At 27.2% G+C, this 17,670-nt stretch carries 12 protein-coding genes and 4 pseudogenes; 2 read left to right on the top strand and 14 right to left on the bottom strand.

Annotated features, from left to right (window positions below; genetic code table 11):
- The first annotated feature begins 31 nt into the window (after window positions 1–31).
- Together ACAG39_09540 and ACAG39_09535 are read left to right on the top strand one after the other, a co-directional pair.
- A complete protein-coding gene (locus ACAG39_09540) occupies window positions 32–1,174 on the top strand; it encodes a GntR family transcriptional regulator (protein ID MEZ0537474.1) in 1,143 nt (380 codons plus the stop codon).
- 22 nt (window positions 1,175–1,196) lie between these two features.
- Entirely contained in the window at window positions 1,197–4,322 is a 3,126-nt protein-coding gene (locus tag ACAG39_09535) for an alpha-mannosidase (protein ID MEZ0537473.1), read from the top strand.
- 97 nt (window positions 4,323–4,419) lie between these two features.
- Here ACAG39_09535 and ACAG39_09530 read toward each other — a convergent pair.
- From ACAG39_09530 to ACAG39_09465, 14 genes and pseudogenes are all read right to left on the bottom strand, one after another.
- Window positions 4,420–4,545 (bottom strand): annotated as a pseudogene (locus ACAG39_09530) (D-lyxose/D-mannose family sugar isomerase).
- A 73-nt stretch (window positions 4,546–4,618) separates the two neighbouring features.
- A complete protein-coding gene (locus ACAG39_09525; protein MEZ0537472.1) occupies window positions 4,619–6,610 on the bottom strand; it encodes a beta-galactosidase in 1,992 nt (663 codons plus the stop codon).
- A gap of 41 nt (window positions 6,611–6,651) precedes the next feature.
- Window positions 6,652–7,470, bottom strand: a complete 819-nt coding sequence (locus ACAG39_09520) for a carbohydrate ABC transporter permease (GenBank protein ID MEZ0537471.1) — start codon at window positions 7,468–7,470, stop codon at window positions 6,652–6,654.
- 7 nt (window positions 7,471–7,477) lie between these two features.
- On the bottom strand, window positions 7,478–8,374 hold the full coding sequence (locus tag ACAG39_09515; protein ID MEZ0537470.1) for a carbohydrate ABC transporter permease: 897 nt from the start codon (window positions 8,372–8,374) through the stop codon (window positions 7,478–7,480).
- A 116-nt stretch (window positions 8,375–8,490) separates the two neighbouring features.
- The gene (locus ACAG39_09510; GenBank protein ID MEZ0537469.1) at window positions 8,491–9,810 is read right to left on the bottom strand and encodes an extracellular solute-binding protein; all 1,320 of its coding nucleotides are present in this window, start codon (window positions 9,808–9,810) and stop codon (window positions 8,491–8,493) included.
- A 34-nt stretch (window positions 9,811–9,844) separates the two neighbouring features.
- Window positions 9,845–10,951 carry a substrate-binding domain-containing protein gene (locus ACAG39_09505; GenBank protein MEZ0537468.1) on the bottom strand — a complete coding sequence of 369 codons (1,107 nt, stop codon included), beginning with the start codon at window positions 10,949–10,951 and terminating at the stop codon, window positions 9,845–9,847.
- 801 nt (window positions 10,952–11,752) lie between these two features.
- Window positions 11,753–11,914: a hypothetical protein gene (locus ACAG39_09500; GenBank protein MEZ0537467.1), complete on the bottom strand. Its 162-nt coding sequence runs from the start codon at window positions 11,912–11,914 to the stop codon at window positions 11,753–11,755.
- 190 nt (window positions 11,915–12,104) lie between these two features.
- Window positions 12,105–12,494, bottom strand: a complete 390-nt coding sequence (locus ACAG39_09495) for a hypothetical protein (GenBank protein MEZ0537466.1) — start codon at window positions 12,492–12,494, stop codon at window positions 12,105–12,107.
- Window positions 12,495–12,848: 354 nt separating this feature from the next.
- Window positions 12,849–12,980 (bottom strand): annotated as a pseudogene (locus ACAG39_09490) (beta-galactosidase).
- 108 nt (window positions 12,981–13,088) lie between these two features.
- Window positions 13,089–14,288 (bottom strand): annotated as a pseudogene (locus ACAG39_09485) (RNA-guided endonuclease InsQ/TnpB family protein).
- Window positions 14,272–14,472, bottom strand: a pseudogene (locus tag ACAG39_09480) (IS607 family transposase). Before ACAG39_09480 ends, ACAG39_09485 begins: the two co-directional pseudogenes overlap by 17 nt.
- A 9-nt stretch (window positions 14,473–14,481) precedes the next feature.
- Window positions 14,482–14,811 carry a hypothetical protein gene (locus ACAG39_09475; GenBank protein ID MEZ0537465.1) on the bottom strand — a complete coding sequence of 110 codons (330 nt, stop codon included), beginning with the start codon at window positions 14,809–14,811 and terminating at the stop codon, window positions 14,482–14,484.
- 37 nt (window positions 14,812–14,848) lie between these two features.
- A complete protein-coding gene (locus tag ACAG39_09470; protein MEZ0537464.1) occupies window positions 14,849–15,196 on the bottom strand; it encodes a hypothetical protein in 348 nt (115 codons plus the stop codon).
- A gap of 227 nt (window positions 15,197–15,423) precedes the next feature.
- The gene (locus tag ACAG39_09465; GenBank protein ID MEZ0537463.1) at window positions 15,424–17,529 is read right to left on the bottom strand and encodes a methyl-accepting chemotaxis protein; all 2,106 of its coding nucleotides are present in this window, start codon (window positions 17,527–17,529) and stop codon (window positions 15,424–15,426) included.
- Window positions 17,530–17,670: the final 141 nt, after the last annotated feature.

Genomic DNA, 17,670 nt, shown 5'->3' with positions numbered 1-17,670 from the left:
TTTTTGTATTACAATATGAGGAAGTGATTTGATGCAATCAATTACAATAAAATATATAGACATATACAATAAATTAATAGCAATTATTGAACAGAATAATTTAAAAACTGGAGATAAGTTAGGTACCGAAGAAGAGTTATGTAAACTTTTTGGTACAAGTAAGATTACCATCAAAAAAGCGTTGGAGCTTTTAGAGAAAGATGGTATAGTTTATAAAATAAGGGGAAAAGGTATATTTATAAAAAATCAATTAATAAATGTTCAAGAAAATAAGGCTGAATCTACTGAAAAATATAAGAAGTGTATTGGATTAATTTTAGAAGATATTGATCAAAGTTTTGGAAAGAATTTTACAAAATATTTTCTAAAATACTCATCTGAATATGGATATGATGTAATTACAAAAATAAGTATTAACAGTTATGAAAATGAAAAAATAGCAATAAATCAGTTAATGGAATCTGAAGTAAAAGGAATAGTTATGAATCCTGTCCACAATGAAAGTTATAATCCTGAAATTGTTCAGCTTAGTATTAAAAATTTCCCAATTGTTTTAATTGATAAAAAGTTTGCCGGACTTAATATTGCGTCTGTTTCAATAAATCATAAAGAAGCAATGCAAAATTTAACAAGATATTTAATAAAAATGAATCATAAAAACATTGGTATAATTAGTTTTGCACCAACAGCTGCTTCAAGTATAGAAGAAAGAATTAATGGATATATTGAAGAGTTGGCAATAAATAATATCAAATATAAAAAAAGATATGTTTTTACTGAAATACCTTTTGAAGCTTGTTGGAATTATAATATTGAAAACGATAGTCATTTAACAAGAGAAGCAATAAATAGTATATGCAAATACCTAAATAATAACAAGGAGATTACATCATTAATATGCATAAATACTAATACATTGTATTTAACACTGAAAGCATTAATGAAAATGAATTTGAAAGTTCCGGATGATATTTCATTAGTGTGTTTTGATACCTCATATTTTGCAATGTATCCTAATAATATACTGATAACACATATTAAACAAGATGAAGAAAGGATTGCTCAATTAGCAATTGAATGTATTGATAAATTAGTAAATAATCAAACATTAGAAATTAAAACAAATTATGTATCTTATAGGTTGGTTGAAGGAAACAGCGTCAGAAAATTATAAACGTTTCATGGAGGTTAATATCATGTTTTTTTTAAGGGAAAGAGCAAAAAAAATAACTGATGAATTAAAAAATTATATATTTATTAATAGATATGCAATTGAAGAATTTGATTTTATTGAGGGGCATTATAAATCACCAAATGAAGTTGATAAGATAGAAAATAATAAATGGAATAAACTCAAAAAATATGATCGATGGGCAGGTATTGATAAAAATTTCTGGTTTAAGGCTGAATTCAAAATTCCAAAGATATTAGAAAATAAAGATTTAGCACTTTTAATTTATACAGATACTGATGGTTGGGATGCAATAAACCCACAATTTATACTATTCTTAAATGGCAATATGATACAAGGTATTGATGTTAATCACAGAGAAGTAATATTAAGTGAGCATTTTGTAGAAGGGGAAAATATAAGAATAGATTTACATGCACATACAGGTATGCTTTATAAAGAGCTAAAGCTTTTTGTTGAAATTGCTCAGTTTAATAGAGATGTGAAGGACCTATTTTTTGACCTGGAAGTATTAATAAATAGTTTAGAATTTATTCCTGATGAAAGTTTAGATAAATATAATATATTAAAGATTGTTAATAATACTATAAATTTAATTGATTTAAGAAAACCATTATCAAACCATTTCTTTAAATCTGTCTTAGAAGCAAAAAATTATATTAATAATGAATTTTATAAAAATAACAAAGCCCATGAAAACATTATTGCTACCTGTATTGGGCATACACATATTGATGTGGCATGGTTATGGCGTTTGAGTCAAACTCGTCAAAAAGCATTGAGAAGTTTTTTATCTGTATTAAAGTTGATGGATGAATATCCTGAATATAGATTTATGTCAAGCCAGCCGCAGCTATATCAATTTATTAAGGAGGATTATCCTGAGGTTTATGAAAGAATAAAACAAAAAATAAAAGAAGGAAAATGGGAACCCGAAGGCTCAATGTGGTTAGAAGCAGATTGTAATGTAACATCAGGTGAATCACTAATTAGGCAGATTTTATTTGGTAAACGTTTTTTCAAAAAAGAATTTAATGTTGATAACAAAATTCTTTGGTTGCCTGATGTGTTTGGTTATAGTGCTGCTTTGCCACAAATTCTTAAAAAAAGTGGAATTGATTATTTTGTAACTACAAAAATAAGTTGGAATCAATTTAACAAGTTCCCGTATGACACATTTTTATGGCAAGGAATTGATGGAACAGAAATATTGACTTACTTTATATCAACTAAGGATTATAAGGATAAATGGCATATGACTACTTACAATGGTATAATAAATCCCTCACAGGTATTGGGTGCTTGGGAAAGATATCAACAAAAAAATATTAATAATAATGTTCTTATAGCTTATGGATATGGTGATGGTGGTGGTGGACCAACTCGTGAAATGTTAGAAAATGCAAAAAGAATGAAAAATGGAATTGCTAATATCCCAAAAGTTAAACTTGGAACATTAAAAGAGTATTTTGAACAATTAGAACAAAATATTAATAATAATAAATATCTACCTAAATGGGTTGGTGAACTATATTTAGAATATCATAGAGGTACATATACTTCTATGTCAAGAAATAAAAAATTTAATCGAACATCAGAAATAATGTATCAAGATGCAGAATTTTTAGCTTCTATTGCTTCATATTTAGGAATACCTTATCCACAAGATGATTTAAATAATGGCTGGAAAATATTATTACTGAATCAATTTCATGATATCTTACCTGGTTCATCGATTAAGGAAGTTTATGAGGATTCAAAAATACAATATTTACAAGCTCAAGAGATAAGCAAGAATATACTTAAAAATTCGATAGATTATATTTGTAGTAAAATAGATATTTCTTATAGATCATTAGTGGTATTTAATACTCTATCTTTTACACGTAATGAAATTGTTGATTTTGAATATCATTCACTTGGCGAATTTTATTTAGAAGACATGGATGGCAATAAATATTACGTACAACAAACAAACGATAATAAATATATCTTTTATGCTCAAAATATCCCAGCTAAAGGTTATAAATTATTTAAAATTATTGAAGGAAGTTTAAAACAATCTGATAATAGTTTCATTATTAATTCTAATGTGTTAGAAAATAGATATTTTAAAGTAACATTAGATGAATACGGAAATATCAATAATATTTTGGATAAAAGGTGTAATAGACAAATACTTAAAAAGAATAAAAAAGGAAATCTGTTTGTTGCATATGAGGATAAGCCAATGAATTTTGATAACTGGGATATTGATTTTTATTATAGAGAAAAATTCTGGATTATAGATGATATAAAATCTATAAAGATTATCGAAAATGGCCCAATAAGAATAGTTTTAAGAGTAAATAGAGAATATAAAGATTCAATAATAGAACAAGATATAATTTTATACAACGATATACCAAGAATTGATTTTAAAACATATATAAACTGGAAAGAAGATCAAACTTTACTTAAAGTTTTGTTCCCATTAGATATAAATGCGACAAAAGCAACTTTCGATATTCAATATGGAAACATTGAAAGGCCAACACATCTCAATACTACATGGGATATTGCAAGATTTGAATCTGTTGGTCATAAATGGGTTGATATTTCTGAGGACAATTATGGGGTCTCATTATTAAATGATTCAAAATACGGCCATAGTGTAATAGATAATGAGATCGGTTTAACTTTAATAAAATCTGGTATTGAACCAAATAAGGAAGCAGATAGAGAAGAACATTATTTTACTTATTCGTTATATCCTCATATAGGAAATTGGAAAGAAGGTAATACTCACCAAATGGCGTATTCATTGAATACTCCAGTTTATTGTATTATAAAAGATAAACAGAAAGGTATTCTACCAAATACAAACTCATTTATATCGGTTGATAAGAATAATATTGTAGTCGAGGTAGTAAAAAAAGCGGAAGATGATAATTCTATCATATTAAGGCTATATGAATGCTTTAATAGAAGGGAAAGCACAAAAATAACTTTATGGGATAATATTAAAGAAGCATTCGAATGTGATATGTTGGAAAATATTACTTCAAAGTTAGAAGTTAGCCAGAATAATATATTGGTAGATTTTAAACCATTTGAAATTAAAACAATTAAGGTTATGTTTAATAAATAAAAGTAAATCCCCTTGTAAAAGTTGAGGCTATCCTATTTTCTTTGGATAGCCTCTATGATAATTCATAAGAGCATATAACCTATAATATTCTTAGTGTCTATTCTATTACTTGTATTCTCTTAATCCTTGCATCTGTAAATATATCAATCTCATCAGAATTTCATGTTGAGAACTCAGAAATAATTGCTCCTTCTTCCCCTGTTTGGAACCAGTGTAATGTATTAAATAAATATTTCTTTCTTTTCGAATTTGCTTCTATATTTTTCTTATTTCAAAAGATGTCTTGCCACGTTAAGCTATAAATTAGTTTTTATAATCTTTACATCAAAAGGCTTTAGTTTTATCTTTTCTCCATATTGTTCATTTGTAATTATATCATAGCCATCTATAAAGCTATTATCTATTTCATATTCCTTGTTTTCATAATTCAAAATGAACGTAAGTTTATAGTTTTCTGCATACCTTTCTGTAAATACTATATTCTCTAATATATTCTGATATATTGGCTTTATATCGGTATCTTTTAAGATATAATTGGATAATTTCTTCAGAAATTCATCATTAGGCATACTGCCTATATAATAAACCTTACCATTACCAAAGCTATTTTCTGTTATCGCTATCTTATCCTTCATGTAATCATCTTTATAATATGCTAAAGGCTTTGCTGTATTAGTTTCTAAAATATCTGCCCAAAGGTCTACATTAGAACTGCAGGCAATAATATCAGATGAAATACTATTTTTTCTGCTGAAAAATGCATCATATTCAAAAACCTCTGCCCCAATCAATTCCTTGAATGGACCTGGAGGCTGTATCTTAAGTATTTTGTTTTCAATGTCTTTAACACCACTTCTGTATGATAAAATTAGCCTACCGCCATTCTTTGCAAAATCATATAATTTTTCAACTAATTTGCTACTTGGCATTATAAGTAGTGGTGCGACAATCACCTTATACTTTGAAAAGTCAGCATCTTCAAAAATTGTATCAACCATATAGTTTTGCTTTCTAAAAGCTTTATAAAACATTGAAGAAACATTGTTATAATTCAAAGCCTTATTATGAGGCTGTATTTTGAATACCCATGAGTTATCATAGCTCCTAAGTATTGCTATGTCAGTTTTTATATTAGTATTTTCTATTATATTGCCTATATTTTTTAGTTCTTGCCCTACTTTTTGAACCTCTTGATATCTTCTTCTTGGAACTCCATCATGATCAAGTACTCCATGCCAATACTCTTCCATTCCAAATGTAGCAGTCCTCCATCTGAAATAGATCAAAGCATCAGCTCCTTCAGCTATGGAATGATATGACCAAAGCTTAATTTCACCTGGTCGTGGGTTATCACCAATAATCTGCCATCCACCAGCTCCACTTTGTTGTTCTATCATCCAGAAATTTTTATTTTTCAAACCTTTCATTATGCTGTTATGGAATGATACATCAGACCATTTTGGTGGTGGAGCCCAAAAACCAGCATGATAGCAGTCATATCCAACAACATCAACTAAAGAACCTAATTTGTGATAATCTATTTCATCAAAAGCACCCATAAAATTATGGGTAATTATTTGATTCTCACTAATATATCTTTTTAGAATGTCAGTTTGAAACTTAGCAAAATTTATAAAGCTATCTGACATAAACCTTTTATAATTTAATAGCAATGATGGATTATGTGCTGATACAGCTTTTCTTGGAATAAAAACTTCTTCAAAAGAAGATAGTTCATGTGACCAAAAGACAAGTCCCCATTCTTTATTTAAGTTTTCAATAGTTTTATACTTTTTCTTTACCCAACTTTTGAACTCATTTTCACAGTTTTCACAGTGGCAAGCACTATTTTCTCCGCCTAATTCATTGTCTATCTGCCAACCTATAACATTTGGATTATTTCCATATCTTTGAGCTAACTTGGTTACAATTCTCTCTAAATAATATCTTAATATCTTGCTATTGGGGCAGTAATCTCTTCGTCCACCATATGAAAATCTTTTCCCTTCAAAATCTGCAGCCAATACCTCAGGATATTTTTCCTGTAACCATCTTGGAAGTGCTGCCGAGGGAGTTCCTAATATTACTTTAATACCATACTTAGACAAAATTTCTATAGCCTTATCAAGCCAATCAAAATCAAATACACCTTCTTCTTTTTCTAATCTACACCAAGCAAACTCAGCAAGCCTTACAACATTAATCTGAGCTTCCTTCATAAGCTTGGCATCAGTTTCCCATCTTTCCTCTTCCCAATGCTCTGGGTAGTAGTCAACACCAAAAAACATAATATCACCTTCCTGAAATATTATTTGCAATATGATTTATGTTACTCTTTAAGTGCTCCTGCTGTCATACCTGCAATTATGTATTTTGAAAATAGAATATAAATTATCAAGATAGGAATAACAGCTACCATTGTTCCAGCCATTAATACTCCGTAATCGTATCCTCTGGTTGGATCACCTTTTAAAGCACTTAAAGCTACTGGTAAAGTAAAATATTCTGGGTCTTTTAATATAAGTAATGGACCCATAAAATTATTCCAATTATTTATAAAAGTATATATACCAAGTGCAGCCATTCCTGGTTGCAATATTGGCATTATTATTTTAAAATATAATTTAAATTCTGGACAACCATCTATTTGAGCAGCTTCTATCAATTGTTTTGAAACAACAGTTTCACAGTATTGTCTCATCCAAAATATACCAAATGCATTGGCAGCACCAGGAATAATTAGTCCCCAAAATTTGTTGACCCAACCAAACTGAGTCATCATTATAAACCAGGGAACAATTGTCATTATACTTGGTATCATCATAGAAGCTAATAAAATTAAAAATAAAGCGTTTTTGCCAGGAAAATCATACATAGCAAAAGCATAGCCAGCCATTGAGCAAAAAAACAATACAAGTACAACCGAAGAAAATGCTACAATACAACTATTTATAAAATTTTTTATTAAAGGTAAAGTATTAATTAAGACTTCCATATTTTTTAATAAATTTTTTCCAAAAAGCAATGGAGGTGGGAATGAAAAAATTTCTTGTGAAGAATGTGTCGATAAAATAATCATCCAATAAAAAGGGAAAATCATTATTATTGCACCAATAAATAATACTAAATTTGTTAATACTTTTTTCATAAATTTATCACCTCTCTGTTCTAAACAATTTTAAATTTATAATTGAAAATAAAAAAATTATTAAACTAATTAAAAATCCAAAGGCTGATGCATAGCCAAAATGGGAAAATTCAAATGCTTGGCTATATAAGTACAATGACATTGTTAAACCTTCTGAATTTGTACCACCAGAAGTTCCCACAAGCATAAAAGGTTCTTCAAACATAGTTAGACCACCAATTGTAGACATAATAACAGTATAAAGAATAATTGGTTTGATTATTGGCAAAGCAATACTAAAAAAAACTCTAATTTTAGTGGCTCCGTCTATTTCTGCCGCTTCATATAGGTCACTAGGTATACTTTGAAAACCAGCTAAATAAATAACCATATTCCAACCTATCCAACGCCAAATAAATAAAATTATAATTGCTGGTTTAATAAAAAAGCCACTTCCTCCCCACCAATCAATTGGTGAGATGCCAATTATTTTCAATATACTATTTATTAATCCATATTGTTGGCCGTATAAAGTCATAAATACTAAGGCTACTGCTACAGATGATGTTATAATTGGCATAAAATATAATGTTCGTAATAATTCTTTAAAAAATTTATTTACTAAATTTGTATTTATTAAAAAAGCAATTAATAATGCTAAAAACAACATAGGTATATGTGCTAAAACAGCCATTATAACAGTATTTAAAATAGATTTCCAAAATAAATTATCAGAAAATATATTTATGTAGTTTGTAAAACCTATATAAATTCTTTCTGATATTCCATCCCATTCGAAAAAACTTAAATATAAAGCATAACCAATTGGAAAAGCACCAAATATTGCAAATAATATATAAAATGGCGATATATATAAATAAGCATATCTATTTTTAATAATAGATTTTATTAATAGTCTATTCATTAAATTGTTTACTCCTTTCACAAAAAATAGACTTTATATATATTAAATTATTAGAGCTAGGTTTTACCTAGCTCTTTTTTTAGAAAATCAAGTTAAAACTATTAGCTCATTATTAATTATTTTTGGTTTTTTAGAGTTTTGATATCTTGTTTAGTCTGTTGTTCAATTCGTTTAAAGGCATTATCAACAACAACCGATGAATTAATATTTTGATTTATTGCTTTTGTAGCTTCTTCATTTAATGTTTGAGCAACAATCGGGTCTAATTTGGTGACATGTATATTTTTTATTTTTTTAGCTATATCTATCCATAACAATTTTGTTTGTTGATTATCAAAATATGGATCTTTTTCTTTGTACATATCATCATCCCAAGCTGGAATATAAGCGGGAAAATAATCAACAGTTTTAAACATAGTATTTTGAGAATTTTTATCTGCAAGACAATATTTGATAAAACTCCATGCTTCATTTTTATTTTTACTTTGTGATGGAATTGCTAAGAATGAGCCACCCCAATTATAAGCCGCATTTTCTGGCACATAAGTAACTCCCCATACTCCTTTAGATTGAGGAGCAATCCAGCTTTTTAAGAAACCACCAAACCAAGAACCTACTATTTCAACTGCTATTTTCCCATCTTTTAACATTGCTTGCCATTCAGGAGTCCATAAATTAACCTTTGCATCTAATTTGTTATTTCTTATTTTTTTTGCAATGTCTAATACTTTTACTACCTCATCTTTTTTTAGTATAAAGTTATATGAACTATCATAAAAATTATGTCTTGAACTAGCTCCAAAATAAATATCAATTAAATTTATTGCATTGCTCATCATCCATACTTTATTATTACTTTTTACAATCTTCTTTCCTGCTTCAATAAAATTATCCCATGTATTTAACAACTTAGCTACTTTTTCTGGCTCTGTTGGAAGTCCTGCCTTTTTAAAAATATCTTTTCTATAAAATAATGTGCATGGACCGATATCCCATGGCAACCCAATTAGTCTATTATCATTAGTTAAAGCTTCACTCCATGCATATGGAACAAATTGATTTTTCAACTCTATTGCATTATATGGTTTTACTAATAGGTTTTCTAAGCCACCTGTTGATTTAAACTTGCCTATTTGTGCATTTTCAATCATGCTAACATCAGGGGCACCTGCTTTAGCTGCTAATGAACTTAATAATTTATTATGAACATCAGCAGTAGCCATCATTACTATTTTAACCTTTACATTTGGATAAGCTTTATTAAATCCTTTTATTACTGAATTAAAAGCACTGTCTGCAGCAGGCCAACCCCAAACTGTTATTAATTTTGATTTTGTACTACTATTTGCACTTTGCACATTTATTGGGTGCACAATTAAAGAAATTATTAATGAAGATATAATTAACTCTATAAAAATTTTTCTAAACTTTATCATAGTGTTTTCCTCCTTTAATATCTTTTATAATTATTTAAATATTTTTTGCTGCAGAATCTCGAATAATTAATCTTGGCTTTATTATTTCTTTTTCTTTTGTAATTCTTTTTGATAATAACTTTTTTAAAATTTGACCAGCTTTTTTACCCATAAAATATTTAGGATGCCAAATTGTCGTAAGTTTAATTTCTGAAATATTTGAAAAAATAGAATCATCAAATCCAATAACTGAAACATCATTTGGTACACTTAATCCTTTTTCTCTTAAAGCATCTATTAATATTAACGCTATCATATCGTTAAAACATATCCATGCTGTTGCTTTATTTAAATCATTTAATATATTTTTTAGACAATATTTTAGAAAATCTATTGGATATTCAAAGCATTGTTGAATTTGGTTTTCTATTTCTGTAGCATTTGATATGTTCAAATATTCGTTATTATTTGCCATAATATTTTCTATATCTAATTCATATTTAATATCATAAATACCATATTTTTTCAGATAATATCTATATCCTTCTTTTCTTCTTATTCCTGTAACCCTTGTTATTGGGAATATACCCCCAATCACTTTATGATTCAAATTTACTAGAAATTCTATTGCTAGCTTCATACCATAATGATCGTCTAAAATAACATATGAATTATCAATAAATTTGTAATAACTATCAATTGTTACTATTGGAACTTGCCTGTTGGTTAATTTGTTCCATATTTTTATCTGTTCATAGTCTCTTTCAACCATATCAAGCGTAGGTTCAATTATAATTCCTTTAATAAAATCATTTTCAGAGATTTCTTTTATTATTTTTGTTTCATTTATGACCGAATTATTTGTTCCCCTTATATAAAGGTAATAATCCTCTAATTCATCCTGAATTCCTTGTAATATTTCAGGAAAAATGTAATTATTATAAAATGGTAGTATTATTGCAATAGTGTCTTTTTTATTTATTTTAGAGTTATATATATTTTCAACTTTAAAATAACCTCTGCCTTGTTTTGAATTGATAAAGCCTTTTTCCTTTAAAATATCATATGCTTTTCTAATTGTTTGCCGACTTACATTAAATTTTCTCATAAGTTCAATTTCACTTGGTAATTTTTTACTATTATTGTTATATATCAGCTCCATCAGATAGTCGACAATAATATCATATTTATAGCTAATTGTTTACACCCCTTTCCTTTTCAATAATGAAATATTTTAGCTTGAGTTATTAAACATTAATAGGTATCCTCCAATAGTTTTTTTAAATATTCTACAATTAGAGGTTTATACCTTTATATATATTAAACTAAATATATTAAACTTGTATTGTTTAATTTCTACTTGTATTTAATTAAAATTAAAAAAATTGTATAAATGGCATAGTTTTAATAATTTTATATGTATAATGATTTGATACTGAAAAATGATTATTTAAAATATTATTTAGCAAGTATAGACAAATTACTAAAAATGAGGGATAAAATTTGGATATGAAATTTAATAAGTTAAATTATATCTAAATCAATTAAGCAAATGTATAGAATAATATAAAAAAAGTTTTCTACTAATTTTTCTATTTCTCTATGACCAATAGAAAAATAAAAGAGTAGTATTATCAAAAACAATACTAACACTTGATAAATATTCTTTTATAAAATAAACATTAATACATAATACAATAATTTTATAGCAATTCTATTCTCATAGAAAAATAATTGCGGTTTTATCTACTTGCTCAAGAAAAAATATAATTAATATAAATATAAATTTTTATTTATATTATTGTATATTCATTAATTATGGATTAAATTAAAATAAAATTCTTAGCTAAATCTTATTAATCTAATTTTTAATTTTATCTTCATTATTTAATAGATAATCAACAATAAAGATACCCATTAAGATAAAATAAATAATTTTTACCCATGTTTCAAATATGATCATTCAATTTAAATTCTCTATATATGATGGTAAGCTTATTCCAACTATTTCGCTAAGCACTTTTATAAACCTTCCAAAAATATAATTAGGATTTAAATATTTATCATCAGATTTAAATGTAACAAGTAAAAAAATTACTCCATAATTAAGTAATACGTATTCCAAACAGCTATTCAACTAAGTGTCTTATATTCAAAAATAGTTTGTCTATGTTTCTTAATTTTTTAACAGTTAGATATAATACTATCATCTTCTTTGGATATTGTACCCGTTGATATATAAACATTAACTGAGAAATAAGAGTAAAGAGAAATAATATAGAGGAATAAATATTTAAATATATTATTGTGTTTATTCAAAATAAAGTCTCTTTTGATATATTTAAGTTTCCAATAGAAATAGCTATGATTATTGATTTTAAAGTGAGTAAATGAGAATTGAATAGAAATAACATATTAGAAGCTGTGGATTTTAAATCTTCCAAAAACTTTAATTGATTTAATAGAAATCTAAGCATTAATGTTGATTTAAATAGATAAATAACTATGCCAGTTATTGAATATAATACTCCTTTAATTATTCTATTTATTGCTATATTTATCCATACAATAATAATAAAAATCAAAGAATTAATTAAAATAGCAGTTATAAATATGACTTTTTTTGTTTTAATAAATTTAAATATTTCCTTAATCATAATCATTAAATAGTTCTTTAATAATATATATCTTACAAATAAACCCATTAATATGATTGCTCCTTATGTAGTAATTAGCTATAAATAAAATATTTGATTCCCCATTTATTATATCTCCATCCGTCATTGATATTTGTATAGATTCTTTTTCTAATTATGTTTGGCACTTACTCCTTTAATTAGCTATTATTCCTGTTTTGATAACTATTAATCCTAAAGTTTCTTTATTAAGTTTAATAATATCTATGTATTAATATTATTAAAAATCTCTACAATCTTTTACCTAAAACTTTAAGATATTATATCTTTTACTTTTGCTAACTGTATTTATTTCGGAAAATTTAAATCATCAGGTTTACTGTTTCCAATATACAGTTTTTTAAATACTTACAAGGTTTAAACTCCATCCTCTTTTTCAAGCCTACACCAAGCAAACTCAGCAAGCCTTACAACATTAATCTGAGCTTCCTTCATAAGCTTGGCATCAGTTTCCCATCTTTCCTCTTCCCAATGCTCTGGGTAATAGTCAACACCAAAAACATAGTATCACCTATTTCATATAATTTTTATTTAAGTGGTAGGTTATGAATAGTGTTTAATATAATAAAACTTATCATAAATTTTATTAAATACTATTCTTTATTAGGCTATATTTAGCCTAACTGGGTGTAACCCCACACCCTCTATCCCCTCTGCAAACGTTTCGGGGAATGCTTTTATCATAATATTATATGCTGCATTCACATCAACATTTATTAGAATCCCTTTGTTGCTCTTAAATAAACCTCTTGTAATTCGACGATTCGAGTTATAATTTTCTTCACATACTTTTTTGCCATCAAGAGAACTGCATCCACTTGTATAACTTTCTTCTATCTTAATTACATTAATTCCTTCTTCCTCACATTTGTACTCAAGTATATTGATAAATTAATAGTAAGAAATCCCTGTAAAGTTTTGATTGTTCAATTTACCTAATTCTATTTCTTGTTTCCATCCCTTGTTATAGCCAATAACAATAGTATAAATGTTGTGTTCTTTACACCATTTAAGTACAAACCTGCTTGTTTTGTGCATAAAGTCTTTTATTTTATTATTCCTTTTTAGTGTAAGTTTTTCTATCCTTTTGCTTGTCCCCCTATTGCCAATATAACTCATAAGTTCTGCTTTCCTCTTGTTATAATACTGATTAATCGACTTGATAAATCTGCCATTAATAACAATAGGCTTTACACCTATGTTATTTACCAAAGTTACAAAGTTATCAAGTCCTAAATCTATTCCTGCTATTCTTTGAGACTCTTTTATAACTTCATTCAATATCTCTTTCTCATACACTATTTTAACAATGTAAACACATTCATTAGGTATTACTCTCACTTCTTTTAATTTACCTGTTACTGTAGTTTTTAGTGTTAAATCTGTTTTGGGGAAGGTCAAATAACCATTCTTAATCTTACATTGCTGATTTGTAAATATAGCAATGGCTTTACCGTCTTTCTTTTTATACTTTGGCAACATTGGTCTGCCTAAAAATTTGCTTTTATCTTTCTTCCATTCTTTCATAGCATTAAAAAACGATTTCCAATTTCTATCAAGTAATCTCAATGTTTGCTGGGCTGTTTGGGCAGGCAGGTTTTTGTAAGTTTCATGTTTTTTTAATTCTCTATCTAACTACCTGTATCTTATCCATTTGTTATTGTGTACAAATTATTGTCTTACAATATAATTGGCGTAATTGTATAAATTTTTTGAGGCAAAACATATTTCATCAAAATAGTTCCATATGTCGTGTTTTCTATTTAGTTGAATTTGTTCAACTCTTTTAACTGTCTTTTTCATCTTCTACGCTCTCCAATATTTCTTTTATCTTTTTAATCTTTCTTTTGCTATACAGTTTCATACTGTAACAATGAAGCAGGCTCACTATCTCTTCGAATATTTCTTGAGCATCAAGTTTTTCATTCCCCACTTCTGACATAACCACTATTTCAGTGTTAAATTTTTTAAATAAATACTTGATTAAATATAATGGTTAAGATTGTTTATAATATATCCATTCATTTAATAATATCTCATTATAAAAAAATATTCTTTCAATATTATCAATAGTAAAATTTTTGTGAGTATTCAATATTGCATTTTTAATATTATCCGCTTTATCAAAGCTATATATAAATAACCATATTTTTGTATTTCTATCTATATCATCTTTTATAGTATTTAGCATTATTCTTAATATAAAACAAATATAATTTTCAGGATTTAAATCCATTTCGCTATCTAATTCTTTATAAAAGTTATGCCCGTAAAAAACAGTAATAAATTCATTATTATTTATATTATTAGATTTTATAATTTTCATTTCTATTACATTATTAACATATATTGTATTATTAGGGTTAAATACCCCCCCCCCCCAATTTACAATTTATATCATTTATGTAATTTAATATCTCATATATGATTTTATTTTCATCATTGAAAGGCTTTTTCAAGAAAAGCAGAATCTTGTATCCTTTGGGTATCATATCTTTTATTTGATTGTTAATCTTGCTAATTACATTATTAATACAAAAAGTATAACTATATTTATCTAAAACAATTAATATACTTCTTATATTTTTCTTTTCCATATTCGCATAATATATTTCAAAACTTGTATTGTTGTATCTGTTTATGGAAACACTATTATCGATACCCAAAAGATATTTATTAACTGTTTCTAAAAATTGTTTTGTCCCTTGCATAATAAAAATTTCACTTCCATTTTAAATGATATGTCATATTATGTAATATTTTATCACAATTTGTTGTTTAATAACAATAAATAATTAAATATTTATGAAATTGAAATATTTATTTTTAAATAAATTATCATAATTTAATTTTCTTTTTTAGATTTTATTCGTTTTTTAAAAATAAGTAGTTTTTAAAAATATAAGGGTATCTTTAAGAAGATACCCTTAACATAGAATTATATCTTAAATATCTCCATAGCTTTTTCTAGTTCATGTGCTAAAGAATAAAGTTTTTCGGCCATTGATTTGAGTTCTTCTATTGCTGTTAACTGCTCTTGGGTTGATGCTGATACCTCTTCTGAGGATGCTGCTGTTTCTTCTGAAATTGCTGATATACTCTCTATACTATATATTATATCATTCTTATCCTTGTCTATCTCCTGTATCGATTTATTTATATCCTCTATCTTATTTGATAGCTCACTCATTGCATTTGTTATTTTGCTAAAGGCTTTGGAAACTCCAGATACTGAATTAATTTGTTCCTTTATAATTGCTTCAACTGATGCAGCTGCCGTTTCTGTATTATTCGCCTGGTTTGTTATCTTTCTTAGCATCTCTTCTATATCTTTAGTTGAGTTCCTTGATTGGTCTGCTAATTTCCTTATCTCTGCTGCTACAACAGAAAATCCTCTTCCTGCCTCCCCAGCCTTTGCAGCCTCTATTGATGCGTTCAATGCCAATAGCTTTGTCTGCTCGGATATATTGCTAAGTAATGTTATTATCTTCCCTATCGATTTTGTGTAATTTGTTAGCTCTTTGATATTTGTCATCATTGCTGTTGTTACTTTGGTTGTCTGTTCGGTTTTATTATTTAAATCCTCAACTGTAACAAGCCCATTTTGAGTATACCTATTAACCTTTTCTGATAATTTATCCATCTCATTTGATGCTTCAACAACCAAGTTTATTTTGCTTCCAAATCCCGCTACCCTTTCGGTTATCTTATTTGCCTCTTGTGCTTGGTTAGAAGAACCTTTAGCTATCTCTTGTATCGCTCTTACTACATCATTTGATGTTGTTGAAGTCTCATTTGCTATTGCTACAACATTTGCTATTGATTCATTTACCTGCGTTGATAGCTCAACACCTTTTTTGATTAATGTTCTTATCTGTTCTGTCATAGTATTAAAGCTATTGGAAAGTACACCTATTTCATCTTTCCTCTTTATATCGCTACTTACCCTTAAATCTCCATTTGCGGCAATACTCATAACGTTTGTAACTTTTTCAACATCGTATGCTATTCTTGAAGCAAAGAAAATCCCAACAATTAATGCTATCAATGTAAATATAATAGCAATTATTATAATGAGAGTTCTTAAACCATTTGCTGATGACAATAAATCTGATAAAGGAACAACCCCTATGTATGTCCAGCCTGAAGAAGGTGAACGGAAATTACAAATAAGTGATGAGTTTTTCCCATTCAGTGATTCAAAAGTACCTTCTTCTTGATTGGATGCAATTTTATTTATTACATCATTAACAAATTTTGTATTTGTATCTATTTTCATGTTAATGTTATCTGGAGCAATAACCTTAAATTCTGGGGTCAATGCAAGCAAAAAGCCATGTTGTGATAATTTTATCATCTGCATTGCTTTTTTAAACTTCTTTTCACTTATATCAAACATTAAAACACCAAGTGTTGTATTTGTCCTCATATCCTTAAATGGCCTTGCTGCTGATACAGCATAGGGTTCAACTATGTAACCATTTTTTTGAGATACTTCATCAAATGCTTCTTTATGGTTGTTTATCCATATTGTTTTATCCTTTGAATCTGCAATTTTCTTATACCATGTTGATTTTTTTATCTTATCAAAGTCATAAATACTTGTAATACTTTGCATTGGATATGTAATAGTAGTATTTTTATCAGTTACAATGTATATACCTGATATGTATTTACTTGTTGAAATAACGTTTGATATCATTTTTTCAGCTTCTTCTCTTGCAATTGGCTTACCATAGTCTGTTGATGTTTCAGAAAAATAATTCATAATAGTATTATTAGATACAAGTTGGAGAGTCAATTGATCAATATTCTCAAATATTACATCAAAATACATCCCTGCAGAATGTGTAGTTGAAAGGTATCCATCTTTGCTTTTATTGATTATTGAATTATAAGAAGTTGCTACCGCTACAATTCCAATAATTAAAATTGGAATAACTATTACACCAAGCAATAGCATAGCCAAGTTTCGAGCTAATCCTTTTTTCTTAATAAATGAATATAAAAAGCTAAAATCAAGATGAGATAAATTTAGCTTCATTTTTTGCCCCCCAATCATTTACATATAGTAAAATTATAGTGGATTGAAAGACAATCTACAACAATAAATTACATAAAATAATTAATAAATGAAAATTTCAACAAAAATTCTTTAGAATAAAAAAGCCTTCTTCATAGCATT

Source organism: Caldicellulosiruptoraceae bacterium PP1 (genome assembly GCA_041320695.1).
GTDB lineage: Bacteria > Bacillota > Thermoanaerobacteria > Caldicellulosiruptorales > Caldicellulosiruptoraceae > JBGGOQ01.
Note: the sequence above shows the minus strand (reverse complement) of the source record. Positions and strands in the feature narration are given on the sequence as shown.